This window comes from Cognaticolwellia mytili (genome assembly GCF_002104475.1).
Lineage (GTDB): Bacteria > Pseudomonadota > Gammaproteobacteria > Enterobacterales > Alteromonadaceae > Cognaticolwellia > Cognaticolwellia mytili.
In genome coordinates, this window is the sequence record NZ_NBOF01000002.1 from 238480 (window position 1) to 264233 (window position 25754).

A 25754-nucleotide genomic window follows, 5' to 3' on the forward strand; every position below is an offset into this window, starting at 1 on the left:
CTTATTCACGATAAGATAGTTACAATTAGAGAAATACAAGTAATATCAAATAAATTTATTAGCCAGTTTGGTATAAGTTCAATAATAAAGGGATCGCTCCAACATGAGAAAAACAATAACCGCACTATTTATTGGCCTTGCCTGTGCTGCAAGTAGCTCTTTAGCTAATGCCGAAGATTTATTATCAGTATATCAGCAAGCACAAGCGAATGATCCGGTTGTTCTTGGGGCTCATGCGCAATATTTAGCAACCGAAGAAGGTATTGAACAAGCACGTGCAATTTTACTACCTCAGCTTGCTGGTTCAATTTCATACTCCGATGGTGAAAGTGAAGATTTTGACAATTTTAATAATGTTATCAGCACAGACATAGAGAATTTTACTTACGGTGCAACATTAAATATGGAACTGTATCGTCATTCAACATGGTTGCGGTTAGACAATGCAAAAAAATTAGCGCATCAAAGTGATATTTCCTATCAAGTAGCCAAACAAGATTTAATTGTACGAGTAACCGAAGCTTACTTTAACGTCCTAAGCGCTAAAGATGATTTAGAGTTCTCAATTGCTGAAAAAGCAGCGATTGAACGTCAACTTGAGCAAACAAAGCAACGATTTTCTGTTGGCTTAACGGCTATTACTGATGTACATGAAGCACAGGCGCAATATGATAATGCAGTAACTGATGAGATCAGAGCAGAAAATAAAGTCTTTAATTCTGAAGAAGCCTTACGAGTTATAACCAATATTTATCCTCGTGATTTAAGTATTTTAAACACTGAGCGTTTTGGTACTTCTCGCCCTTCACCTGATAGTGCAAATGAATGGCAACAAACTGCTGAAGCGAAAAATTTAGATTTAATTGCTGAGAAAATTAATGTTGATATCGCTAAAGAAAATATCAATATAGCCAAAGCAGGTCATTATCCGTCACTTGACTTAAATGGTAACTTAAGTTCTGCGGATCGTGACTTCAATAGCGTAAACACTACGGCTCTTGATAGTCATTCAATCGGTGTAACACTAACTGTGCCAATTTACTCTGGTGGTGCAATTTCAAGTAGTGTTCGTCAAGCACAAAGTAACTATGTCGTTGCTAGCCAAAACTTAGAGCAATCACACCGTAATGTTGTACGTAATACGCGTAACGCCTACAACACAGTAATTGCTGCTGTTTCTGCTATCAAGTCATTAGAACAAGCAGTAGTCAGTGCTGAAAGTGCATTAAAAGCAACTGAAGCTGGTTTTGAAGTAGGAACTCGTACTATTGTTGATGTATTGAACAGTACTCGTAATCTTTATAATGCAAAAAGAAATTTATCTTCAACACGTTATACTTATATTCAAAATGTACTAGCGCTAAAGCGTGCTGGCGGTACCATTACCGACCAAGATTTAAAAGACATCAACAAAGGTTTGATGGCAGTAAAATAAGTTTCGCAGTGTTACATTCATGACATTTAAAATATTGTGAACGCAAAATAAAATACAAAAAAAGCAGCATTTATGCTGCTTTTTTCTTATCTAAATAAAGCTAGTAATATAACTAATCTTCTTGCCTTATGGCATTGATTATTTTTGTAGTTGAAATACCATCTTCAAAGTTAAGTACTTTCACATCACCACCTGCAGCAATGACTTCAGCCCCACCGGCAATGTCTTCAACTTTATAATCTCCGCCTTTAACTAAGGTGTTTGGCAAAATATTAGCGATTAAACGTTGTGGCGTGTCTTCACTAAATGGTACAACCCAATCAACAGCGCCTAAACCCGCTAATACCGCCATTCTGCGATCTACTGGGTTCACTGGTCTACCAACACCTTTTAATCTTGTCACTGATGCATCATTATTTACAGCAACAATAAGTCGGCTACCCAAGGTTTTAGCGGTGTTTAAATATGAAACATGTCCCGCATGCAAAATATCAAAACAACCATTAGTCATAATTATATTTTCGCCACGCGCTTGCGCCAATTCAACAGCAATTTTTAACTGCTCTTCCGATAAGACACCAAAACCACTTTCTTGACCTGACGTTAGTTCTGCACTTAATTCTGCTTCACTTACTGTCGAAGTGCCTAGCTTACCTACGACAATACCGGCAGCAATATTCGCTAATGCACTGGCTTGCGTAAAGCCGGCGTTTGCAGCAATGGCTAAAGCAAGCGTCGCAATAACCGTATCTCCAGCCCCCGTTACATCATAAACTTCTCGAGCTTGTGTAGGTAAATGGAATTCTTCATGACCATGTCGCAGTAAAGTCATACCTTGCTCACTGCGAGTGACTAACATTGCGGTTAAATCTAGCTCTTTTAATAACGCTTGGCCTTTACTAACAATTTCAGCTTCAGTTTTACAATGTCCAACAACAGCTTCAAACTCAGACAAATTAGGCGTAATTAACGTTGCACCTCGATAGCGAGAAAAATCAGTTCCTTTAGGATCAACCAATACCGGCACATTGTGCTCATTAGCTGCTTTTATTAAGGCTTGAACATCAGAAAGCGTACCTTTGTCATAATCTGACAAAAGTAATAAGTCGTGGTTTGCCACTAAAGTTTTGGTTTGCTCAATTAATGGTTGTTTATCAATTTCAGCAAATGATTCTTCAAAGTCCAAACGCAGTAACTGTTGATTACGGCTTAGTACGCGTAGCTTAGTGATGGTCGGGTGAGCTGAAGATTGTAAAAACTGGCAATCAATATTCATCGCTGATAAATGAGTTTTTAACACGCTTGATGCTTCGTCTTCTCCCGTAATGCCAACTAAAGTCACTTTACCATTTAATGAAGCAATATTTAATGCTACGTTTGCTGCACCACCGGGACGGTCTTCATCTTGCTGAATTTTAACAACAGGTACTGGCGCTTCCGGAGAAATGCGCTGTGTAGGCCCATACCAATAGCGATCTAGCATGATATCGCCAACAACTAAAACACGCGCTTTATCAAAAGCGGGAATATCTACTTTCATCCTGGACCCTATAACAGATATAATAAGCAATATTGTAACACAAGCAATTCAATGAGTTGAAATCATCCCGTGAGTAAAAATAAAGTTTTGCAACCAAATTTTAAAATATCATACCTATTACCTAAGTATTGGCTGACTTGGCTTGGAGTGTTTATTCTCTACAGTATTTCTTGGTTGCCTTATCGATTTCAGCTTTTCCTTGGCAAAATAATCGGACGCATGTTATTTAAGCTAGGCTCCAGTCGCAAAAAGGTTGCCCTAAGGAACATTGAATTATGCTTCCCTGATATGACTGACGATGATCGTCAAATAATGCTAAAGCGTAATTTCGAGAATACTGGGATAGCATTGCTTGAAACAGGTATGGGCTGGTGGTGGCCAAATTGGCGGGTAAAACGTAAAACCAAAGTTATTGGTTTAGAGCATATTGAAAAAGCTCAACAAGAAGGTAAAGGCATATTATTGCTGGCCATGCATTATTTAAGTGCTGAAATCAGCTGTCGTGGCATTGGTTATAGCCATCCTATGGTAGTGTTTTATCGCCCGCACAATAACCAGCTAATGGAATATTTTCAGTTTCGCGGTCGTGGCCGTTCTAATAAATACATGCTCGGCAAACGTGATGTAAAAGGCTTAATTCGTGCTTTGCATGATGGCGAAGCCTGTGTTTATTTACCTGATCAAGATTATGGTCGTAATCGCAGTGTTTTTGTACCATTTTTTGCCGTACCAGAAGCTGCCTCAACAACAGGTACATTAATATTTGCGCGCCAAAAAAATGCTCAAACACATATGTTGATACCTACACGTAATGACGACGGTAGTGGCTACACTTTAGAGATTAAGCCCATGTTAGAAAACTTTCCAACGGGTGATGATACCACTGACGTACTGAGAGTTAACCAAGAGTTAGAAAAAGCAATTATGGTAAAGCCAGAGCAGTATATGTGGTTACACCGTCGCTTTAAAACCCGTCCAAATGAAGATGATCCATCATTGTATAAATAAGCATTGTTCGTTATGGTGTAGCCAAAGATGTAATATGAATATGAATAACTTATGAACTTTTGGCTACGAAATATTGTTTTAGGCACCATTTTAATTGGCTTGGCAGCAGCATTGTTGCTTAATCAAGATTTATTATTTTCACTCACTCTAGAAACTGCCGATAACAATAACAAGACTTCTTCAAGTATAGAAGATAAGCATGTTGTAGAAACTGTTATTGATCCAAGCGACAAGTCAGTAGTACGGCCATCGAAAAGTAAAAATGCTGCAGCAGAAGGACTATCTAGATTTTACGCTAACTTACATGGTGACTCTGACGAAAAAGGGCCTAAAATTATTAAAAATATTGTTTATCTACCTGAGCCCAAAGGTAATTTAGAAGAAATATTGGAAGCTAGGCGACTTATCACTCGACCACTCAGGAAAAATTGGACCGGTAGAACCGAGACCCATCCTTTTAGGCTAGGTGAAACCTTATTCCAAAAGTTGTCACAATACTCAGAAGATAATGGCTTAGAAGTCATTTGGTGGCTTGATCGCGACTTCCTGGTTAAAGACGCTTTTCGTGTTAACAAGGATATTCTAATTACAGCTTACCAAGTGGGTAAAGCAATTGAAGGCCATTTTGAAAATGGCCTGAGTATTTATTTTTGCAACAAACAACGAACAATAGTCTTAATTGAATACACCATTCCTTACTTGATCAACCAGTGCATACTATTACGTCGACCTGGTAGTTAGTTGCTATACAGATATAGCTTTAACTAAATATTTTAGCAATAATTGGTAAAACCTCTTTATGGGCATTTTCAAAAGATGCTGTCTTGATCATTTGCTCGCTATTTTGCAAAGTAGCATGGTGACCAAAATCACGTAGTTTGCAATAGTTATCAACTAGACAGTTTTGCTCTTGTTTACTAATCACGGCTATTAATGCTAATTCCGAAAGCAAACTAATATTATCTGAATGGTCACTCAGGTTTGGATACTGGTGACTAAAAGCCAACACCAAATATTGCACTAAGAATTCAATATCAACCAAGCCACCACGTCCTTGCTTAATATCAACTAGAAATTCAGTTGATTTATCTAGATGCTTACGCATTTTATCACGCATTTTTAATACATCTTCAAGCAATGCTGCGCTATCACGTTCATTTGATAACACTTGTCGTTTTATTTCTGCAAAGCGTTGTTTCAATGAGTTACTGCCGAAAATAACCCGTGTACGCACTAGTGCCTGATGCTCCCACGTCCAAGCGTCTTGATTTTGATAATGCGCAAAGGTATCAATGTGCACCATTAATAGGCCTGCATTACCTGATGGCCTTAAACGCATATCTAATTCATATAAAATGCCATTTGCCATACGGGTATTAAATAAATGCATCATACGCTGGGCTAACTTAAGATAAAATTGCCCAGTAGAAATTTGTTTGTTTCCTGTGGTCAATTCTGCCGAATCTGTATCATGCACAAAAACTAAATCTAAATCAGAGCTATAACCTAATTCAATGCCACCGACTTTACCGTAACCTATAATAGCAAAGCCTTTGTCCATTGAGTTAACTTTGCCTAGCGGTACACCAAAGCGCTGGCTTAATTGCTGCCATGCCAAATTAGCCACTTCTTCAACCATCGCCTCTGCTAATGCCGTTAGGTGCGCACTTACTTGCGTTATGGGCAAAATACCAGAAATGTCAGCCGCAGCAATACGTAATTGTTTAATTTGCTTAAATTGACGTAAGGTGATCATTTGTGCTTCTTGATCTTCCTCGGGCACTCTAAGCATTAGTTCACGAAGTTCTGCCACATAAGAACTTAGCTGTGGTGCTTGATGAAAGAGTTTAGGGTCAATTAATTCATCCAATAGTATTGGAAATTTTGCAATATGTTCCGCCACCCAACTACTGTTGTGACACAAATGAATTAAATGCTTTAACGCCCCTTCATTTTCAAACAATAATTCCAAATAAGCAGTTCGAGTTGCAACCGTTGTTAACACCGTGAGCACTCGCGTTAAAGATTGTTCGGTAAGTTTTAAGTTTGCGATATGCCAAATAAGGCTTGGGATCAACTTATCAAGTACTTGTCGCCCTCGATTTCCCATGCTGCGCTTACTCATTTCACTGCGGAAATCTTTCAACGCTCGCCACAAGTTTTCATTATCCCAACAAGCGCTTTCATCACTTATATTTAACAACTGTGGAGATTGTGCTATCCAAACAATTGACTCTTCATCACTCCATTGGCTATCCCATAATGTTGTCCAGTACTGATCAATGGCCTGACGATTAGGACTATCTTCACCAATGAGTTCACCAAATTGATGATGCACACCTTGCATATGAACAACTAATTGTTCGAGGAAGCTAGCCCAATCAGTACAGTTTTCGTCATTAAGAATATTGACTAAGCGTTGCTGATCTAATTCTATATCAGGCAAAGTTTGCGTTTGTTGATCATTCAGTGCCTGAATAATATTTTCCACACGACGTAAAAATCGATAACTGTCAGTTAGCACTTGTGCACTTTGTTGATTAACTTCACCGTGTTTAACCAGTAAAGGTAGCACTGTTAATAAGTTTCGATGTTGCAATTCAGCAACACGACCACCACGAATCATTTGAAAAACTTGCACGATAAACTCTACTTCCCGAATACCGCCAGCACCAAGCTTAATATTATTGTTAAGTTGCTTACGTCTAACCTCTTGGGCAATCATCGCTTTCATACGTCGTAAACTATCGATAACGCTAAAATCGATATAACGACGATACACAAACGGGCGAAGCATTTGGGTTAATTGCCCGTGATATTTCCCTTGACCAATCAAGCGTGCTTTTAGCATTGCGTAGCGTTCCCAGTCACGCCCTTGATCTTGATAATAGTTTTCCATGGCATTAAATGACAACACCAAAGGGCCGCTTTCGCCAAAAGGTCTAAGGCGCATATCGACTCGATAAACAAAGCCATCAGCCGTTTTTTGGTGCAATGCGGTAATAAGTTTTTGTCCAAGACGAGTAAAAAACACTTGGTTATCAATACTGCGCCTAACACCTTGGGTTTCACCTGCTTCCGGAAAAACAAAAATAAGGTCAATATCGGAAGAGAAGTTTAATTCTTGCCCACCTAGCTTCCCCATGCCATAAACTAACAAGCTTTGCTCTTCGCCTTCAGCATTAATAGGTACTCCCCACTTTTCTTGACAGAATTGAGTTAACCACTGATTAGCGCTAAGAATTAAACTATCGGCTAACGCAGATAACCTTTTTAACGATTCATCTAAACTAATATTTAATAAAAAATCACCGACGGCAATATGCACCATTTGAACTAATCGAAATTGCCGCAACACCTTATGCAACTGCTCTTCTGATGTGCAAGTATTTAACGATGCAATCAGAATTTCACTGTAATTGGGTGTATTACTCGATAGTAACTGCTCACTTTTAAACAGTTCAACAACTAACTCTGGTGCTTGTAGCGCGCTACGAAGAATAAAGTCACTTAAGGCTAATGCTTGCCTAAATAGCGCTAACTGTTCACTTGATAAACAGTCGCTTACTGCCGGATACTGCTGATGAAATTGCTGCCAACTTTTTTCTTGTTGGAGCTCAATTAACGGATAATGTGTAGAAGAATATGAATTTGACACCTTGCCCTCGATAAACTCAGTTTATAAACTTACAGCAGCTATTAACTAGCTAGAAAATTAATTTCACTAATGTGGTTAAAACAATAGACATAATATGTCGTAAGTGATATTAATAAATGATAACCATAGCATTTTTGAGGACACTATGGCAGAAATGCAGCCACTAAAAACGATTATACTCTTGTTTGTTTTACTACTTTCCGCTTGTGGAGACCCAGTAAAAGAACAAATTATTCAACAAACACCGATAACTGAACAACGTATTGAGTTACTTGCTCAAGCATTAAATAATGGTCAAGTGCGCAATGCAAATTTGATCAGCCAATATGCACAAAGGCTAATCGCTGACAAACCTAGCTACAAACCACTAATTGATGAGTTTGTAAAAGATACCGGTACGCAAGGGCCAATGTATCTTGCCTTAGTTGACCGTCTCAATACGGTAAAAAACCAACCACAAATGTTTGAAAACTCTCAAGCACTTTATGACGAACTGTTAAACCTATACCAAGCAGCCGATCCTGTTTTATATTCTGACGCGTTAAGTGATCCACTCAACGTTTTAGCCGATATGTCAGACGGCACACTACCCCGGGTTAATTCGTTATCAAAATCACAAAGCCTTGCGGCAAATAAGGCGCAAGACTTTGGCACCGGTGAACAACTTATTGGTAACCCATCATATGGTAGCTGGACTACTGGCTCGAATGGCATGTCATTTTGGGCATGGTATGGCATGTATTCAATGATGGGCGATTTGTTTGGCTCTCGTCGTACTTATTATAATGACTGGGGTCGAAGCCGAAATTACAGCTATTACAATGATTATGGCCGTAAACGCTATAGTTCTCCTAGCCAATTGAAAAAGCAAAATACTTTAGATACTCGGACGAAGAAATCTTTTCAAAGTCGCGGTCAAAAGTACACTAGCGCCTATGGAAAAAATAGAACGGGTGCTTCAAGTATCTCCAGTCAGAGCAAAAGCGCACAAACGAGCGCTAACCGCTTTGCCAGTAAATCAACAAATAAAAGTGCTTATTCGAAATCAAGTAAAAGCGCGAAAAATGCTAGCTTTAGAAATAGCAAAAGTACAACATCACGCAGCTTTCGACGTGGAAAGTAGGGATTATTATGAATACATTTATTGAAATAACTGGCTTGAACTTAGAACTTTTAATTTTCTTAGCTATTGATATTACTATTGCAATTATATTGCTGGGCGCTATGCGCTTTATCAGTGGTTTATCCGCCAAAGTAAACTCTACCGACGAATTAGCCAAAGAAGACAATTTTGCTTTTGGGATCAGTGTCGCTGGTAGCGTTGCGGCATTAGGCATTGTGCTAACTGGCGCGATTAGCGGCGAAAATGCTGATAGCTATTTAGGCGAAATTATTGGTATGGGTAGTTACGGCATATTCGGCCTGATATTAATTAAAGTTGGTCGAGTTTTTCATGACCGTTTTGCCTTAAATCAAATAGATAAAAATGCACAAATAAAAGCACGTAATATCACCGTTGGTATCGTTGATGCTGCAGGCGCTATCGCAACAGCCATAGTTATTCGTGCCGTGTTGTTATGGGTATATGGTTTAGATATTAATACCTTTGTCGCCATTACCGCTGGTTTTATTGTTTCACAAGCAATGTTGGTATTGGTAACGCGAATTAAAGAACGTCAATATGCCGCTAATAATCAAAATGACTGTATGCAAAATGCCTTCGCTGAAGGACAAATTGCTTTAGCTATTCGCTATGCAGGACAAGTTATCAGCACTGCATTAGCCGTTACAGCGGCGAGCCACTTTTTAACCTACAGCCCTGAAACCCTGATGATAAACTTAATCGGTTGGTTAGTATTTGGTATCGCCATGACGTTACTTGTTGCTTTGCTAACATCGGTTGCTAAGCGCTTAGTATTGATGGGAATTAACTTAGTTGAAGAAGTCGATCAACAACATAATATTGGTGTAGCCTGTGTCGAAATGGCTATCAGTATTTCAATCGCCTTAATCTTAGCGGCATTAATGTCATAGTTTAATACCATAGTTTTAGCGTCGTAAACTCGACTTAACTCCATGTGCAGCTAAACTGTCAAACATTCAAGCTCATGTTATTGTGCTTGAATGTTTGTCAATAAATTCAAAATTAAACCTAGTGACCATTCAAATTAACTCTACATTTATCAACACCAGGAATAACCATAATGAGCGATAGAAGTCGTCTTTGGGATGATGTTCTCCTTATTTTGACCATGGCGGTATTAGCCGGTTGTGGGCTCATTTACGAATATTTATTATCTCACTATGCGGGTCGTGTACTTGGCATTATGGAAAGCACCATTTACGCGATGATTGGCTTAATGATTGTTGCTATGGGCTTAGGCGCATTTGCTGCTCGTAAAATACAATGTGCCTTTAATGGTTTTGTTTGGTTAGAGCTCGCTATTGCGTTTCTTGGTAGTAGCTCAATACTCATTATTGGCGGCTTGATCGCCCTGACTCAAACATTTCCTGAAATATTAGGACAGATGTTTAACTTACCGCCTGATGCATATCCGCGTGGCGGCTTATTTAAACAACTTAGCTTTATTGCTTTTAACAGCCCTTATTTCTTCGGCCTTATTCTTGGCTTTTTTATTGGTATGGAAATTCCATTAATTGCCAGAATACGTGAAGAAATTCATCAGAGGCACCTAAAAAATAATTTAGGTACTATTTATGGCGCTGACTATATAGGTGCAGGCATGGGTGCCGCGATATGGGTGGTGTTTTTACTTTCTATTGATATCAGTAAAGCCAGTGCATTAACCGCAGCACTTAACCTGTTAGCAGGTTGCGTTTTCGTTATTTATTATTGGCAAAAACTCAATTGGCGGAAAACATTAATTTCCGCACATATTATTTTACTGATATTTATTATGGCGATTTATCAGTTTGGTAATTCTTGGTTAAGTCAGATGAGCAACCTACTCTATCTAGATAAGGTCGTTTATAGCGACAAAACTCGCTATCAGCAGCTAACTTTTACCGAGCGAAACATGGGCGCTATGCAAGGTGAAATTATTAACTTTTACCTTAATGGCCGTTTACAGTTTTCATCATCAGATGAGTTTATCTATCACAGTTACCTTGTTAGCCCCGTTTTAGCAGGTTCTGCACGTCAAGATAATATTTTAATCATTGGCGGCGGCGATGGCCTAGCGCTAAGAGATGTGCTGCAATGGCAACCTAAAAAAGTCACCTTAATTGACTTAGATGGCGAGTTACTTGAAATATTTAAAAGCCCAGAAGAAAAACTACCAAGGCAACTAGCCAATAGTATCAGTGAATTAAATATGGCGAGTTTACAAGATAAACGGGTTGAAATTATTTCAGCGGATGCTTTTATTGCTATCGATAAGTTATTACAAAATAACCACAGCTTTGATGCCATTATTGTTGATTTGCCAGACCCAAGTCATCCCGACCTTAATAAGCTATATTCGGTAAATTTTTACGCGAGATTAAAACAATTACTTGCTGGTGATGGTTTAATTGGCATTCAATCGGCTAGCCCGTATCACGCGAAAAATGCTTTTATAGCGATTGGAAAAACAGTGCAAGCAGCAGGTTTTTCATCAGTACAGCAATATCACGATAACGTACCTAGCTTTGGTGAATGGGGTTGGACAATTGCTAGTAAAATGGGTGCTGCACCATTAACACGATTAAAACAGTTACCTGAATTACCCGTAACACATCATTGGTTAACTTTGTCTATGGTGATTAATGCCTTTGATTTTTCACGTGACTTTTATAAAGAGAAAGCAACAGTACCGGTTAACTATTTAGGCAGTCATGCCATTTATCAGTTACATCAAAAAGCATGGCAAGATCAGCAAGGTTTAAATAATGCCCATTTACAATAAAGTGAAGTGAGCTATGATGAAAAAAACGAAAATAAGTCCTTGACATATTATGTCTTGATGCTAAATTAACCCTACACGACATATTATGTCGTCAAGTAAAAAACGTTTAACACGTTTTTTACGCTACTTATTTAAACATGAGGAAAAACATGAATATTCATAAGATAGCTGACTACTTGAATACTTTGGCAGATGAATCACATACCGGGATGGTTTTTGATTGCCAACCAATTTCAGGTGAAGTTGATGTTTTACAAGTTACGGTAATAGGCCGTGAAGAGTTGCCCATTTTTGTTTCGGTAACTGATGACCAAATTTTATGTATCACCTACCTTTGGGGTGAAAATGAAGTTAAGTCAGACAAGTTACACGAAATGCATGTCAGTATGTTAGAGATGAACATTCCGATGCCATTATCGTCTTTTTCAAAAATTGGTGATAAATATGTCATTTTTGGAGCGCTCGCTATTAGCTCTACTTTTGATGACATAGAACACGAGCTAGCGGTATTAAATAATAATGCGCTAGAAATTATTGACGATATGAGTGATTACTTAGTTTAAGCAACCACTGTAGGAGTATTATATGAGTATTTTTAAAAAGATTATGACCGCAATCCGTGGTAGCGCTACAGAAGTCGGCGAAGCCATTGTAGATTCAAATGCCACCCGTATTTTTGAACAAGAAATTCGTGATGCAGAAAACCACCTAACTAAAGCTAAGCGTGACCTTACTGGCGTTATGGCGCAACAAATGTCTTCAAATCGCGAAGTTGACCGTGTTAAACGTGAAATTACTGAGCATGAAGGTTATGCAGTACAAGCCTTAGAAAAAGGTGATGAAACATTAGCATTAGCGGTAGCTGAAAAAATTTCAGCACTAGAAAGCGAATTAGCAACGCAGCAGCAAGCATTAGATAGTTTCCAAGGTAATGCTGAGCGTTTAAAAGAATTAGTGAAAAAGAGCGAGCGTCAAGTAAATGAGTACAAGCGCCAATTATCTATGGTAAAAACCACAGAAAGTGTGCAAAAAGCCACTTCTGCTATCACTGATAATTTTTCGTCAAGTAACTCTAAGCTATTAAATGCTAAAGACTCTTTAGAGCGAATTAAAGCTAAGCAACAAAAATTTGATGATCAAATGAAAGCTGCAGAAGTTCTAGAGTCTGAAAATTCAGATAGCTCATTGGAAGCGAAGTTAAAAGAAGCAGGTATTGGTGCTACTGACAACAGCGCAAATTCAGTATTAGAGCGTTTAAAAGCTAAACAAAAATAACGTAAAACCTGAAAATACCGCTTTCATCTTTGATGTTAAGCGGTTTTTTAGCTTCAGTTAAGTCATATTTTAGGAGAGTTTTGTGAGTTTTTTAAAACGAATGTTTAGCAAGCCGGTACAAGAACGAAAACTCAGTAATGTTAAAGATCTTACTGTTAATGACATTATTGTTATGTCAGACAGTTTTGGACTTCCTGAAGCCCTTAGAGCACAAGAATTTCAGGTAAGTGCAGTAAATAGTTATGAATTTGAGCATAACACGCAAACAGAATGGGTTTTGCAAGGGAATAACGATATACAGTTTTTTCTAACCTTAGACGAAGATGATAAAACCTACTTAAAGTTTTCACTTAAAATATTACATCAAGACGTTGAGAGCCTTTTCGATCTTGAGCAATTTTCAACAATCTTTGACGATCCCGGGCAAGCACAGCTAGAACGTCAAACAGACAACACAACAACATCTGGTTGGAGTGATGACCTATATCGCCAAAGAGTTTTCGCCCAAGTTGGCTTTTTTCATCGTAAAGATCACCGCAAAGACACCTTGTCTCAGTACGAAGGCAAAGACAGTGGCGAGCAATTTGAGCTGTACGCACTGTATAATGAAGACCAAGATAAAGGTATTGATATTGAAGTATGGCAAGATGGCGATACTGAAGTGTTTTTAACCTTGTTTAAACCAACAACAGATATTGTCGATATGTATCCAGGAAGTTAATTGTGGCACGTAAGTTACCCGATAAATGGCAATCATCAGTCAAAGCAGTTAAAGCCGTACAAGTTGCATTTGATATGGATGAAAAAATTCAGTTGTCGATAAGAAAGCAAGCACTTGAAGCTGGTATTAGTCCATCTGAGCAGATCAGAGACATTCTTGGCTTACCGACAAATAAACGCCCAAAGAGGCCTAGACTAACCGTTAGTTTATCGCCAGATGATTATGAGTTATTAGCTGAGAAATATGAGTTATTGCCCGAACAACAGCTTGAAATTAAGAAGAAGTTAATGGATGATTTAATTCACTATGTCGGTAAATCAACTAGCAGTTAATTAATAAACTAAGATAAATTATAAAAATATAGAAAGAGAGCAAAATGATTGTTGTACAAAAAGCCATGGAAAAAAGTCATTTATATCACGTAGATGAATTTGGGATTAAAAATTATAATTATGGCTTTATTGGCTTTATTTCTCTTATTTTATTTCTATCTCTTAACTTATCTTTAGGTTATATAACTTATCAAGCTGAAGTTGGGCTTGAGTATTCACCCGTTCAAAACTACAGCGATGCTATTTGGCTAATGGTCATGTCATCTACTACCATTGGCTTTGGTGATGTTTATCCAATAACTTTTATTGGTAGAGCTTCTGTTTTTATTATGTTTATTCTTGGTATAGGTATACTCGGCGGCATGGGCGCTGTATTTGTGAATAAGATTTTTGGCTTTGCCGATACCAATATTAAAAATAGAGAGCTAAGAAAACAGAATGCACATATTATCGAGCAAAACACCAAGATCACCGAAAAATTAAACAAGTTAGAACAACAAATCGATAACTTAATTAAACGTGCTGACTAAAGAATAAGCTTATCTCTGCGCATTAGTAAGTTTTGCCTAACAATGCGCACTACTCGTGAGTCATGATATCGATTTTTAATTATTTATAATGACTCAAGCCAGTAAGGTGGCATGGCAATAGCCATCGCTTTGGTATTATCGAGTGCGGTTAACAAACCCTCAACTTTACTATTCTGCCATCGTACTAACTTTTCAGGAGGTTCAGATAGCTTCTCTAATTGTTGCTGAATTATCCATAATGACTGCAACTCACTAATGCCATGCTGTAAATCTAGCCACGGATGACGGAACTTGTCACGAGCCTCTTCATCAAAAAGCCCAGATAGCCATGTCCCTGTTAATAAGCTTCGATAAAGTAATTTGCTTTGAGCTATGTATTGCTCACAATTAAAGTTGACCGAACTTTTCATTTCATGACTTATTTCACCTAAGCTAAACTGAATTTTACTTTGAGCAAACTGCTTTAGATCATTACGAGTTTCACCACTACCATTAGTCGCTGACTGAGCTCGTCCTAGAAACATTTTTAAAATAGCTAATTGAAGCTGATTGAAACGGCTAGAATGCAAAAATTCAGTAATTTCTTCCGTATTTGGAAAACGTCGTTTTTCAATTTTAAGTTGATCAATAAGCTGCTCACTAAAGTTCAATTTTTTGCGATAATTGCCAGTTTTATTTGTTAACTCTTGCAAGTTATTTGCATTATCGACCCAGGCGAGTAAGTGTATAAAATGACTCAATTCTCCTCGCAATACTAACTCTTGCTCTGTTAAGTGCTTTTCAAACAACCAAAATCCATGACGAATGGTGGCTAGGCTTCCTTTGATTCTCGCGAGATCAGTCAGTGAACGACTTAATAAGTAACCAGCCACATTGGCTTGTAGATCGCTCAAACCAAGGTTTAAGCCAAGCGTGAAAGCGCTGGCTATCGAGTCTGTTGTTAAATCACAAATATAAAACTCAGATTCTGAGCAATATTGCTTTAATTTTCCATGGTATAGTGCATAACCACGTGCAGCTTTACTTTCAATGCCTGGCCGTATTGCCAACTCTTCAAATAAAACTTCAGCTAAGGCAAATAATGCCTCCGGTACGCCAGAAACCAATTCAAGTTCGAGTTCACAAATTTGTTCACTTTCTGAACCGCTGTTTATACTTCCCTGATCAAAAGCGACTTCAATTTGGTTCTTATGTTGATCAATAACAAGCCAAGTACTGCGCTTAAAGTTTGTATTAAATAAAATGATTAAATCATTTTGAATGGCTGCCACTGATTGCTCTGCACACCAAATTTCATCGGGAAAAAGAGATAATATTGGAAACTTATTTGTTGCATAAGCTTCCATATCAACATTGTATTCTGGTCTACTATGTAACCCTCCAACAACCTGTCCAGCAGTTTTGATGGTTTGCTCACGATATTCGTTATCACGACGAATTCTCAATCCCATATCAAATTGACGTAAACTAAGATCAGGTGTGTCGAAGTAGCTATTTTCTAAAAGCTTTTCTTGATAGGTAAATTGAATGTTTTTTTGCTCAAATATTCCAGTTATTGTTTCTGTATTAGTTGCGCCTAACACTAAATATTTAAGTTCTATTTCGGTGGTCATATAATCCCAGTGCAATTCAAATTCAGGCTTATCAGTCAAATATCAAGACCTTTAATGTGCCAATTCAGCTAAATACGTAGTGCAATATTACATGATAAATATTTTATATCAAAAATCTACTTATACTAAGCAATCTTCACTTGCTATCATTACAGCAAAGCCCTACTATCTTTTCCATTCACTGTTTAAATGGCGCTATTGGTTACTTGATGATGAACATAAAAAAAACCTTTCTTACTTTACTATGCTCAATTAGCTTTTTTTCTGTGGCCGAAGCTGCTGAAAACAATACAACCACCGGATATATTTCCGAAAACTTATTCGTTTATATGCACTCAGGTGCAGGCAAGAACTATCGAATTTTGGGCACCATTAATTCAGGTGATACGGTACAGTTAACAGGTGAAAGTGAAAACGAGTATAGCCAAGTTATTACCAATGCAGAAAAAACCGGTTGGATTGAAAGCCAGTATGTTTCGACCAAACCAGGTATGCGCTATGTTATTGCTGATTTAAATGAAAAATTAGCCGGTTTTCAGGGGGAAAGTGATAATACAGCCATTCAACTAGAAAATTCTCGAGCTCAAATGGAAACATTGAAAAATGAACGTAGTGATTTGCAAAATACTATCACTGAGCTCAATATGGAATTAGCACAAACAAGATCTCAATTAAAAAATCAAGATACTGATATTAAAAAAGAATGGTTTTTTAATGGCGCAATTGTACTGGGTGTTGGCTTATTTTTTGGTCTAGTTTTACCACGCTTATTTTCGAAAAGAAAAAGCAAAATGGAAAGTTGGGGTTAACCTCCTTTTCATTGGATTTACTAAGAACCTTGTATGACCAAAACAAAATCGAAACAAATGGAATAATTTTTTGAAAACATTGCTATACGTATATATATTCCTTATCGGCTTAACTTCATTATCTGCCCAAGCAAATGGTGTATCACCATATCTGCCATTAAAAACAGATCAATTGTTTGAATTGGAATTAGAGAAACTTTCTAGTATTGCTAAGTTACCAATTTTAACTAAGCCTTATCATGCCGCGACAATTTACAAGTACATGACGAAGGTTAAAAATAGTCATCCCGCTTTATATCAACGATTAAATGCCTATATTAAACGTTACAAAAAGGCAGCAGCAATTACACATTTTTCCGCTCAATATAACCACTCGTTTAAAGATGATACTTTAGTTGCTAATCAACGAGGACTTAATATAGATGATTCATTTAAGTTTACCAGCGGTAGTTTTTGGCAGGTAAACGAACATCTCATTTTTAATGGTGGCGGCACATTTTATGATGGAGAAATAGTACCAAACAATAGCTATGTGTCTTTTGGCTGGGACGTATTCCAAGTAGACATTGGTTACAGAGAACATTGGTTGTCACCGACTCAAGAAGGTGCTCTCTTGATGTCCACACAAGCAAAACCCGCCCTGAACGTAACTATTAGTAACCCGGAGTTGTTAACTGACTGGAATATTAAATATGAAATGTCAGTTGGTATTTTGGAAAAACAAGACGGCATTCAATTTGACAGAGATAAAGATCCTGTTTCTGGTAAACCGGCATTAATGACAATGCACCTTAGTTTCCAACCTCTTGACTGGTGGACTATAGGCTTTAACCGAACATTAATGTTTGCTGGCGATGACGGAGACATATCTCTGAAAGATGTTTGGGATGGTATAATTGACCCTGTTAATAACGATAATTGCGGCGGTGATGGCACTGAATTGCAAGATTGTGCTGATGAATTCGGCAACCAACAAGCATCAATCAGCAATAAGTTTGATATCGCTCCTTTTGATTTCCCGATGAGCCTAACTTATGAGTATGCAGGTGAAGATACTAAAGAGCATCAGAATTACCAACTTGGCAACATAGCTCAAAATTTTGGCGTTTTTATTCCATACTTAACAGCGAACACTTCATTAAATTTTGAATATACCAAATTTCATAGCGCGTGGTATGTCCATCATATATATGCAGAGGGCTACTCTAACGATAACGTAAAAATGGGGCATTGGTGGGGAAGTTTAAAAAAGCCGGATGACGGTGTAGGAGGAAGCGCTATGAGCTTACGATTTAATTGGCAAAATATAGGTAGCTATCAGGTTTCAATGTTATACCGATCTGCTGAATTTGATCCATCAACACTATTTAATTACAAACGTTCACAAGAGTTAGAGATTTCATTAGAAAAAGTAACTGGTAGTGGTTTTTTAGGTGCAAAGCTGAATATAGGTGAAGACTCTTTAGGTAATAAATTTGTCGGAAGTAGTTTATCCTATCGTTGGTAATAAAAAATATGTCAACAAAACAGATAGTTATATTTATGCCACGCTTTATTGGGGATTGTATTAATTGCACCCCTGCTATTAAGTTACTAGAATTAAGCTACCCTGATGCTCAAATAACATTAGTGTTACGAGCGGTTCCTGCATTAGTTTTCAGCCGAAATACTGGATATAAAATTATTATCGATGAACGTCTCAGCAATAAACTTCGGGGAATATTATCACTTGTAAAAACATTAAAAAAACAAAATTATGATGCTGCAATTTTAATGACAAATACACTTATCGATGCCGTAATAACTAAAGCTTCAGGCATTAATAATGTTATTGGTTATGCTCAAGAGATGCGGAAACCACTACTTAAAAAAGCATTAAAATTGGATACACGAAGACACTATATTAATAGATATGCGTATCTAGCTAACGCTTTTTGTAATAATAAACATAGTATATTGCCTGATGTAAATTTATTTTTTGATAAAAAACAAAGTGTTTTGTTAAATATTGATACTTTGAAGGTAGGTTTTTGTATAGTTAACAAGGCAAAACTGAGCAGGCATTATCCAACAGGTCACTGTGCTAAAACTATTGAATTAATTAATCAAAAAGTAAAAGAACCTTTATCATTCTTTTTAATTGGCTCCCCAGAAGAAATGACGGAAGCGGAACAAGTTGTAGCTACCTGTCAGAAAAGTAATATTGAAAATGTTCAATCTATAGCAGGAAAAACTACTATCCTTGAACTAATTGATACAATTGCCGATTTAGATCTTCTTATTACTGTCGATTCTGGCCCCTTGCACATTGCAGCGGCAACCAAAACCTCCACAATAGCACTACATAGCAAAGGCACTAGTGCCTTTAGTACAGTTTGCCCTAAAGGCCCTCAAGTCCACGTTGTTAATTCACGGGGGGGGTATATTGATGATAATGATCAAGTATTAGATTTATTGCCTGAAGATATAGCTGAAAAAGCTTTAGATATATTAAATGAGCATAATTTACTTCACTAATAAAAGGAAGGGAAAGGACATCTATTCCAGATAAGAAATAAATATCGATAACTTTCTTTATTTAAATTTTCCAATATTTCAGTTGTCTTCTCATTTTAAGCTGTCGAAAAAAATCTAATGGCTTAGCCTTAAGGTTTCCTTTCTCTGCAATAGACTTATCGATTGCTTCTAATACCCTGTATGATGAGTTCCCATCAGAATATGGATGAGTGTCATTTATATATTTATAAATTTTTTCTAGTAATACCTTAGGTGGCTCAAAAGCTTTCTCGATTGATTCTTCCAGTTTTGATGGCAAGTCAATATCAATCAAGTAATCTTCAGGTGATGCATTATTAAATGTAACTACAGGCTTGCCTTGCAATATGAACATAATCAAGACAGATGATGTATCACACACCATTACATCAGCCTGATTTAATAGTGGGACAATATTATCTGTTTCGATATATGATAAATGCTCACCTTGTATAGACTTATACATATCAACTATTTTTTTATCCATTTTAGGGTGAAATTGCACTAACCAGTTCCACCTCCCAGTCTCGCTTAGGCGCTTAACTTCTTCAAATAAATGAGGTGCACAAGTTAACTTTTTGGAAAAGGTAGAGCACATCAAAACAGTTGGTTTTTCTTCCTTATTAGATACTTTATTCATATTAAATAAAGGATCTAATGCGCACCAGCCAGTCTCAGCAACTCTAAATGTTTGATGTATTGAAGCTAATCGTTGAAACTCTTTAGTAGTATCAGGCCCTTGCGTACAATACAAATCAAAACAATTGCGTACTTTATAATGATCATTGCGTCCTCTCTTATCAACTTTACCCGCATCAAATCCATGAAAAACTGCAACATTTAACCCAGGAAAAAATGTCGGTGCAATATTCGCTGGGAAAATGACTGCATCAGGATTGTATTTCACAATATCAGCAGCGTTTTCTATAATTCTTTCATCTTCAGCAAAATAATCTAAATTAACCGCATTTCCTTGAACAAACCAAAACACCTCCCTATTCGTCTTTCGAATAGCATCCTGTAAGGGCCTTAAAATTGCAAAGCTATAATTTTGAGAAATATATAGTAAAAATTTTGTTGCTGACATTTCTTAACTCATGGGATAGTTTAAGCGTTAACTAATAGATTTTAACAAGTTACCGCATAAAGACCAGCTTTAGATATGCTGACAGTATTCTTTTTGTATTTAAGTTAGATACAAATAAACTTATAAGATATAAACAAATCATCATTGACATGGCTATGTTAAATACGCTATTAATAACCTATAAATACTTAAACAACAAAGCAAACATGAAGCAATTTACCAACATTATCCGAATTAACCTCCTCCTCGTATTCTCCATGCGTGGCTAGGTTTTTATTGCTTTGAAATAAATAGATAATAAATAAAACACTAAACCCGCGCTAATAACCGCGGGTTTTTTTATGCCCGTATTCTAGCGTTAATACTTTAGCAATCAGGACAAAACATGGGCATACATGACAACAACAAGGTTATTATTTTTGACACCACCTTACGAGATGGTGAGCAAGCATTAAACGCAAGTTTATCTGTGCATGAGAAGTTACAAATTGCACACGCCATAGAACGCTTAGGTGTAGACATAATGGAGGTTGGTTTTCCTGTTTCTTCACCCGGTGATTTTCAATCGGTGCAAGAGATTGCTCGCAGCGTAAAAAATTCACGTGTTTGTGCATTAGCGCGTGCTGTAGAGGCTGATATTAAAGCCTGTGCCGAGGCATTAAAACCAGCTGAGCAATTCCGTATTCATACATTTATTTCAACGTCTGATGTTCATGTGCAACAAAAATTGAAAAAAGACTTTGCTGATGTCCAAGCAATGGCTATTCATGCCGTTAAATATGCCCGTCAATTTACTGATGATGTTGAGTTTTCCTGTGAAGATGCAGGTAGAACACCTATCGACAACTTATGTCGTATGGTGGAAGAAGCGATTAAAGCTGGCGCTACGACAGTTAACATTCCTGATACTGTCGGTTACACCTTGCCAAATGAATTTGGCGGTATCATTACTAATCTATTTAACCGTGTACCTAATATTGATCAGGCTATCATCTCTGTTCATTGCCATAACGACTTAGGCTTAGCCGTTGCTAACTCAATGTCAGCAGTTCAAGCAGGTGCCAGACAAATTGAATGTACGATAAATGGTATTGGCGAACGTGCAGGAAATTGCTCGCTTGAAGAAGTAGCAATGATCATGAAAACCCGCCAAGAATTATTAGGTGTAAATACGCAAATCAATCATCATGAAATTGCCCGTACTTCAAAATTAGTCAGTCAGCTTTGTAATATGCCAGTACAGCTAAATAAGGCCATTGTAGGCGGCAACGCTTTTAGCCACTCATCAGGCATTCATCAAGACGGCATGTTAAAAGCCAGTAACACCTATGAGATTATGACGCCTGAAAGTGTCGGCATTAGTAAAACTAAACTGAATTTAACCTCTCGCAGCGGCCGTCATGTTATAAAGCATCGCATGGAGAGTTTGGGCTACCAAGAATCTGATTATGAACTTGAAAAGCTTTATACCGATTTTTTATCGTTAGCAGATAAAAAAGGTCAAGTATTTGATGACGATTTAGAAGCCTTATTATTCAATATTCAACAGCAAGATCAACAAGACTTTTACCATTTACAAACTTTAAATGTACAAAGTGGCGGCAGTGAATTTTCGACATCAAGCATCAAACTTGCCAAAGGTGACAAGCATCAAATAGTTTCAGCTACCGGTAACGGCCCTGTCGACGCACTTTATCGCGCAATCAAAAAAGCGGTAGATATAAATTTTGAAGTCAGCGACTACAAAATATCTAACAAAGGTGAAGGTGAAGATGGTTTAGGTAAGGCTGATATTGTCGTGTCTTGGCAAGGTAGAAACTTTCATGGCTATGGCTTAGACACCGATGTCATTAAAGCCTCAGGTAATGCACTAGTTAATGCACTGAATGGTATTCATCGCGCAATTACCATTGCCGAGTTAAAAACTGAATTAGTCACTGAGCGTGCAGGAAAAGTCGGAAATAGCCAAGCTTAGCGCTATAGATCGTTCAGAACATATAAATAAATTTAATTACAATTTAATGAGTAGGTTAACTAAAATGTCGAAAGTAGCAATATTAGCCGGTGACGGTATCGGGCCAGAAGTTATGGCACAAGCAGAGAAAGTGTTAGCAACAGTAGCGGATAAATTTGATTTTGAAATTACCACCAGTAACTATGATGTTGGTGGTTGTGCCATAGATAACCACGGCCAAGCTTTACCAGAAAGTACTATTCAAGGCTGTGAGCAAGCTGATGCAATTTTATTCGGTTCTGTCGGTGGTCCTAAGTGGAGCGATTTACCACCAACTGAGCAACCAGAACGTGCGTCTTTATTAGGTTTACGTGGACATTTTGGTTTATTTTGCAATATGCGCCCAGCACAATTACAAAGCGCGATGTCACACCTTTCACCTTTGCGTGCTGATATTTCCCAAGCCGGTTTCGATATTTTAGTCATCCGAGAACTAACCGGTGGTATCTATTTTGGGGAGCCTAAAGGACGCCAAAATCAAGGGCAAGAAGATGAAGCAGCTTTTGATACTATGATCTATTCTCGTAAAGAGATAAGCCGCATTGCCCACTTGGCTTTTCAAGCGGCTCAAAAGCGTCGTAACAAGGTTATTTCTATCGATAAGGCCAATGTATTAGCTTCATCTCAATTATGGCGTGAAGTGGTTAATGAAGTAGCAAAAGACTACCCTAGTGTGGAACTTGAACATATGTATGTCGATAATGCAGCCATGCAACTGGTTCGCGACCCTGCACAATTTGACGTTATGCTATGTTCAAATTTATTTGGTGATATTTTATCTGACATATGCGCCATGATCACTGGCTCAATGGGCTTATTACCATCAGCAAGCCTAAATGAAGCTGGCTTTGGTATGTACGAACCTGCTGGTGGCACGGCACCAGATATTGCAGGCAAGGGTATTGCTAATCCTATCGCACAAATTCTTTCTGCGGCGTTAATGTTACGCCATAGTTTAAATCAAGCAGACGCTGCTACCGCCATTGAAAATGCTGTTGAGGCAACATTAAATGCAGGTAACTTTACCGGTGACTTATTAAGTGAAGAGCAACGGCATACAGCTAAATCAACTAACGAAATGGGCGATATCATCTGCCAGTTTATTCGAGACCAGCTTATTCATAACAAACATACAACACAGGGAAAAAACTAATCATGGCTACTACCTTATATGAAAAATTATGGCAGCGTCATGTCATTGAAGAGAAAGCTGATGAAACACCGTTAATATTTGTCGATCGTCATTTGATCCACGAAGTGACATCACCTCAGGCTTTTGCAAACTTAAAGTTTCACAACCGTGTATTACGTCACCCTGAGCGCACAATCGCTACTATGGATCATAATATCTCAACTCGCTCTATTGAAATAAACGCCGCCGGAGAGGGTGCAGCAAATCAGCTACGCACCTTAGAAAAAAACTGTAAAGAATTTGGTATCGAATTATTTGGTATGGGTCATAAAAATCAAGGCATCGTCCACGTAATGGGGCCAGAGCTTGGCTTAACGTTACCTGGTACCGTGATTGTTTGTGGTGATTCGCACACCGCCACTCATGGTGCTTTCGGCGCATTAGCATTTGGTATCGGTACGTCTGAAGTTGAACACGTTTTCGCAACACAAACCTTGCGTCAAACCAAAGCTAAAACCATGAAAATAGAAGTCAAAGGTCAAGTAGCTGCAGGCATTAGTGCTAAAGACATTATTTTAGCTATTATTGGCAAAACTGGTAGCGCTGGAGCAACAGGTTATGTTGTTGAATATTGTGGTGAAGCAATTGAGCGCTTAACCATGGAAGAACGGATGACCGTCTGTAACATGAGTATTGAATTTGGCGCTAAAGCCGGTTTAATAGCACCCGATGAAACCACATTTGAATATTTAAAAGGTAAAGAATATTCACCAAAAGGTCAGATTTGGCAGCAAGCAGTAAATGATTGGCAGCAACTAAAATCTGACAGCAATGCCATATTTGATAGCTACTTAACACTTGATGCAAAAGAGATAAAAACTCAAGTTACTTGGGGCACCACACCAGGGCAAGTGACCCAAGTTGATAATGTAGTACCTTCACCAGAAGACTTTTCAGATCCTGTAGAGCGTGAATCTTGCATTGCAGCATTAAAATATATGGGCTTAACAGCTGGCACTAAAATTACTGATATTGCTATCAATAAAGTATTTATCGGCTCATGCACCAATTCACGCATCGAAGATTTACGCGCTGCAGCAAGTATTGCCAAAGGTAAGCAAGTTTCACCTAATGTTGATGCCATTGTTGTACCTGGCTCATACCGTGTTAAGGAACAAGCAGAAGCTGAAGGTTTAGCGCAAACCTTTATCGACGCAGGTTTTGAATGGCGCTTACCTGGTTGCTCGATGTGCTTAGGCATGAATGATGACGTACTAACTGAAGGCGATCGTTGTGCTTCCACCAGTAACCGAAACTTTGAAGGGCGCCAAGGGCGAGGCAGTCGAACTCACTTAGTCAGCCCCGAACTAGCAGCGGCTTCAGCCATTGCCGGACATTTTGTCGACTTAACTAAAATTAACCAAGCTAATCAAGCTAATCAAGCTAATCAAGGAGCGTAACATGGAAAAATTTACTCAACATACCGGATTAGTTGCGCCCTTAGATGCAGCAAATGTTGATACCGACCAGATCATTCCAAAACAATTCCTACAAAAAACCACTAGAATCGGCTTTGGGCAACATTTATTTCATGACTGGCGTTATTTAGATGCTACTGGTGAGAAAAGTAACCCTGAATTCATTTTGAATAGCCCGCAATATCAAGGGGCAAGTATTTTACTTACCCGTGAGAACTTTGGTTGTGGTTCAAGTCGAGAGCACGCGCCTTGGGCACTACAAGAATATGGTTTTAAAGTTATTATCGCCTCAAGCTTTGCTGATATTTTTTATGCTAACTGTATTAACATCGGCATTGTACCAATCGTATTATCTGAAGAAGTAATAGAAACATTATTTCAGAGTACAAATGATAACTCACAACAGTTCACCGTTGATTTAGCAGCATGTACCGTTAATACCGAAAGTTCTCAATATCAATTTAACCTTGCACCATTTCATAAGTACTGCTTAGAAAACGGTGTTGATAGTGTTGGTTGGACACTAGATAAACTGGCGAAAATTGAAAGTTACGAAGCGCAAATGCCCGCTTGGCAATAAGGCTTCTTTTTCAAGCTCAACACCTTAGCGCAGTGGCTACTGTTGAGCTTGATATAAACACACAAAAATGTGTTTTATCACATTGCCCGCCTACTTTTA

At 38.0% G+C, this 25754-nt stretch carries 22 protein-coding genes; 18 read left to right on the forward strand and 4 right to left on the reverse strand.

Annotated elements, in window-relative coordinates; all coding sequences use genetic code 11:
* The first annotated feature begins 103 nt into the window (after positions 1-103).
* The gene (gene tolC / locus B7C41_RS05990) at positions 104-1435 is read left to right on the forward strand and encodes an outer membrane channel protein TolC (RefSeq protein WP_085297891.1); all 1332 of its coding nucleotides are present in this window, start codon (positions 104-106) and stop codon (positions 1433-1435) included.
* A gap of 112 nt (positions 1436-1547) precedes the next feature.
* Here the strand turns inward: tolC and hldE are convergent, their stop codons facing one another.
* Entirely contained in the window at positions 1548-2975 is a 1428-nt protein-coding gene (hldE, locus tag B7C41_RS05995; protein WP_085297892.1) for a bifunctional D-glycero-beta-D-manno-heptose-7-phosphate kinase/D-glycero-beta-D-manno-heptose 1-phosphate adenylyltransferase HldE, read from the reverse strand.
* Positions 2976-3044: 69 nt separating this feature from the next.
* Between hldE and lpxL the strand changes: the two genes are divergently transcribed.
* Positions 3045-3983, forward strand: coding sequence for an LpxL/LpxP family Kdo(2)-lipid IV(A) lauroyl/palmitoleoyl acyltransferase (gene lpxL, locus B7C41_RS06000; RefSeq protein ID WP_085297893.1), 939 nt, complete (start codon positions 3045-3047; stop codon positions 3981-3983).
* Between the two features lie 51 nt (positions 3984-4034).
* Positions 4035-4724, forward strand: coding sequence for a TcpQ domain-containing protein (locus B7C41_RS06005; protein WP_085297894.1), 690 nt, complete (start codon positions 4035-4037; stop codon positions 4722-4724).
* Between the two features lie 19 nt (positions 4725-4743).
* Here B7C41_RS06005 and glnE read toward each other — a convergent pair whose 3' ends face one another.
* Entirely contained in the window at positions 4744-7641 is a 2898-nt protein-coding gene (gene glnE, locus B7C41_RS06010; RefSeq protein WP_085297895.1) for a bifunctional [glutamate--ammonia ligase]-adenylyl-L-tyrosine phosphorylase/[glutamate--ammonia-ligase] adenylyltransferase, read from the reverse strand.
* Positions 7642-7786: 145 nt separating this feature from the next.
* On the opposite strand from glnE, the gene B7C41_RS06015 reads away from it, so the two are divergent.
* The 8 genes from B7C41_RS06015 (at position 7787) to B7C41_RS06050 (ending at position 14407) form a co-directional block, all read left to right on the forward strand.
* Positions 7787-8764 (forward strand): hypothetical protein, encoded by a 978-nt coding sequence (locus B7C41_RS06015; RefSeq protein WP_085297896.1) that lies wholly within the window; start codon positions 7787-7789, stop codon positions 8762-8764.
* Between the two features lie 8 nt (positions 8765-8772).
* Positions 8773-9675: a DUF350 domain-containing protein gene (locus B7C41_RS06020; protein WP_085297897.1), complete on the forward strand. Its 903-nt coding sequence runs from the start codon at positions 8773-8775 to the stop codon at positions 9673-9675.
* A gap of 170 nt (positions 9676-9845) precedes the next feature.
* Positions 9846-11549 carry a polyamine aminopropyltransferase gene (locus B7C41_RS06025; RefSeq protein ID WP_085297898.1) on the forward strand — a complete coding sequence of 568 codons (1704 nt, stop codon included), beginning with the start codon at positions 9846-9848 and terminating at the stop codon, positions 11547-11549.
* Positions 11550-11698: 149 nt separating this feature from the next.
* Positions 11699-12112 carry a YjfI family protein gene (locus tag B7C41_RS06030; protein WP_085297899.1) on the forward strand — a complete coding sequence of 138 codons (414 nt, stop codon included), beginning with the start codon at positions 11699-11701 and terminating at the stop codon, positions 12110-12112.
* Positions 12113-12134: 22 nt separating this feature from the next.
* Positions 12135-12824, forward strand: a complete 690-nt coding sequence (locus B7C41_RS06035) for a PspA/IM30 family protein (protein ID WP_085297900.1) — start codon at positions 12135-12137, stop codon at positions 12822-12824.
* An 82-nt stretch (positions 12825-12906) separates the two neighbouring features.
* On the forward strand, positions 12907-13545 hold the full coding sequence (locus tag B7C41_RS06040) for a hypothetical protein (RefSeq protein WP_085297901.1): 639 nt from the start codon (positions 12907-12909) through the stop codon (positions 13543-13545).
* Between the two features lie 2 nt (positions 13546-13547).
* Positions 13548-13877 (forward strand): hypothetical protein, encoded by a 330-nt coding sequence (locus B7C41_RS06045; RefSeq protein ID WP_085297902.1) that lies wholly within the window; start codon positions 13548-13550, stop codon positions 13875-13877.
* Positions 13878-13921: 44 nt separating this feature from the next.
* Positions 13922-14407, forward strand: a complete 486-nt coding sequence (locus tag B7C41_RS06050; RefSeq protein WP_235839632.1) for a potassium channel family protein — start codon at positions 13922-13924, stop codon at positions 14405-14407.
* 83 nt (positions 14408-14490) lie between these two features.
* Here B7C41_RS06050 and B7C41_RS06055 read toward each other — a convergent pair whose 3' ends face one another.
* On the reverse strand, positions 14491-16059 hold the full coding sequence (locus tag B7C41_RS06055; RefSeq protein WP_085297903.1) for a CYTH domain-containing protein: 1569 nt from the start codon (positions 16057-16059) through the stop codon (positions 14491-14493).
* A gap of 170 nt (positions 16060-16229) precedes the next feature.
* Here B7C41_RS06055 and B7C41_RS06060 point away from each other — a divergent pair, with 170 nt between their 5' ends.
* The 3 genes from B7C41_RS06060 (at position 16230) to B7C41_RS06070 (ending at position 19346) form a co-directional block, all read left to right on the forward strand.
* The gene (locus B7C41_RS06060; protein WP_143764315.1) at positions 16230-16829 is read left to right on the forward strand and encodes a TIGR04211 family SH3 domain-containing protein; all 600 of its coding nucleotides are present in this window, start codon (positions 16230-16232) and stop codon (positions 16827-16829) included.
* A 70-nt stretch (positions 16830-16899) separates the two neighbouring features.
* Positions 16900-18336: a capsule assembly Wzi family protein gene (locus tag B7C41_RS06065; RefSeq protein WP_085297905.1), complete on the forward strand. Its 1437-nt coding sequence runs from the start codon at positions 16900-16902 to the stop codon at positions 18334-18336.
* Positions 18337-18344: 8 nt separating this feature from the next.
* On the forward strand, positions 18345-19346 hold the full coding sequence (locus B7C41_RS06070; protein WP_085297906.1) for a glycosyltransferase family 9 protein: 1002 nt from the start codon (positions 18345-18347) through the stop codon (positions 19344-19346).
* 61 nt (positions 19347-19407) lie between these two features.
* On the opposite strand, the gene B7C41_RS06075 is transcribed toward B7C41_RS06070, so the two are convergent.
* Positions 19408-20451, reverse strand: coding sequence for a CDP-glycerol glycerophosphotransferase family protein (locus B7C41_RS06075; protein ID WP_085297907.1), 1044 nt, complete (start codon positions 20449-20451; stop codon positions 19408-19410).
* A gap of 385 nt (positions 20452-20836) precedes the next feature.
* On the opposite strand from B7C41_RS06075, the gene leuA reads away from it, so the two are divergent.
* The 4 genes from leuA to leuD all read left to right on the forward strand — a co-directional run bounded on the left by leuA (position 20837) and on the right by leuD (position 25655).
* Complete coding sequence (leuA, locus tag B7C41_RS06080) at positions 20837-22426, forward strand: 2-isopropylmalate synthase (protein ID WP_085297908.1); 1590 nt, start codon at positions 20837-20839, stop codon at positions 22424-22426.
* A 64-nt stretch (positions 22427-22490) separates the two neighbouring features.
* Positions 22491-23618 (forward strand): 3-isopropylmalate dehydrogenase, encoded by a 1128-nt coding sequence (gene leuB, locus B7C41_RS06085; protein ID WP_085297909.1) that lies wholly within the window; start codon positions 22491-22493, stop codon positions 23616-23618.
* 2 nt (positions 23619-23620) lie between these two features.
* On the forward strand, positions 23621-25057 hold the full coding sequence (gene leuC / locus B7C41_RS06090) for a 3-isopropylmalate dehydratase large subunit (protein WP_085297910.1): 1437 nt from the start codon (positions 23621-23623) through the stop codon (positions 25055-25057).
* Position 25058: 1 nt separating this feature from the next.
* Complete coding sequence (gene leuD, locus B7C41_RS06095) at positions 25059-25655, forward strand: 3-isopropylmalate dehydratase small subunit (RefSeq protein WP_085297911.1); 597 nt, start codon at positions 25059-25061, stop codon at positions 25653-25655.
* Positions 25656-25754 lie beyond the last annotated feature (99 nt).

Bases quoted from the DNA above. Each gene is read 5' to 3' on its own strand.
- hldE (WP_085297892.1), bottom strand. From the start codon at position 2,975: ATGAAAGTAGATATTCCCGCTTTTGATAAAGCGCGTGTTTTAGTTGTT.
- leuD (WP_085297911.1), top strand. From the start codon at position 25,059: ATGGAAAAATTTACTCAACATACCGGATTAGTTGCGCCCTTAGATGCA.
- B7C41_RS06015 (WP_085297896.1), top strand. From the start codon at position 7,787: ATGGCAGAAATGCAGCCACTAAAAACGATTATACTCTTGTTTGTTTTA.
- B7C41_RS06050 (WP_235839632.1), top strand. From the start codon at position 13,922: ATGATTGTTGTACAAAAAGCCATGGAAAAAAGTCATTTATATCACGTA.
- leuA (WP_085297908.1), top strand. From the start codon at position 20,837: ATGGGCATACATGACAACAACAAGGTTATTATTTTTGACACCACCTTA.
- B7C41_RS06070 (WP_085297906.1), top strand. From the start codon at position 18,345: ATGTCAACAAAACAGATAGTTATATTTATGCCACGCTTTATTGGGGAT.
- B7C41_RS06035 (WP_085297900.1), top strand. From the start codon at position 12,135: ATGAGTATTTTTAAAAAGATTATGACCGCAATCCGTGGTAGCGCTACA.
- B7C41_RS06005 (WP_085297894.1), top strand. From the start codon at position 4,035: ATGAACTTTTGGCTACGAAATATTGTTTTAGGCACCATTTTAATTGGC.
- B7C41_RS06060 (WP_143764315.1), top strand. From the start codon at position 16,230: ATGATGAACATAAAAAAAACCTTTCTTACTTTACTATGCTCAATTAGC.
- B7C41_RS06075 (WP_085297907.1), bottom strand. From the start codon at position 20,451: ATGTCAGCAACAAAATTTTTACTATATATTTCTCAAAATTATAGCTTT.
- B7C41_RS06025 (WP_085297898.1), top strand. From the start codon at position 9,846: ATGAGCGATAGAAGTCGTCTTTGGGATGATGTTCTCCTTATTTTGACC.
- leuB (WP_085297909.1), top strand. From the start codon at position 22,491: ATGTCGAAAGTAGCAATATTAGCCGGTGACGGTATCGGGCCAGAAGTT.
- tolC (WP_085297891.1), top strand. From the start codon at position 104: ATGAGAAAAACAATAACCGCACTATTTATTGGCCTTGCCTGTGCTGCA.
- B7C41_RS06030 (WP_085297899.1), top strand. From the start codon at position 11,699: ATGAATATTCATAAGATAGCTGACTACTTGAATACTTTGGCAGATGAA.
- leuC (WP_085297910.1), top strand. From the start codon at position 23,621: ATGGCTACTACCTTATATGAAAAATTATGGCAGCGTCATGTCATTGAA.
- B7C41_RS06020 (WP_085297897.1), top strand. From the start codon at position 8,773: ATGAATACATTTATTGAAATAACTGGCTTGAACTTAGAACTTTTAATT.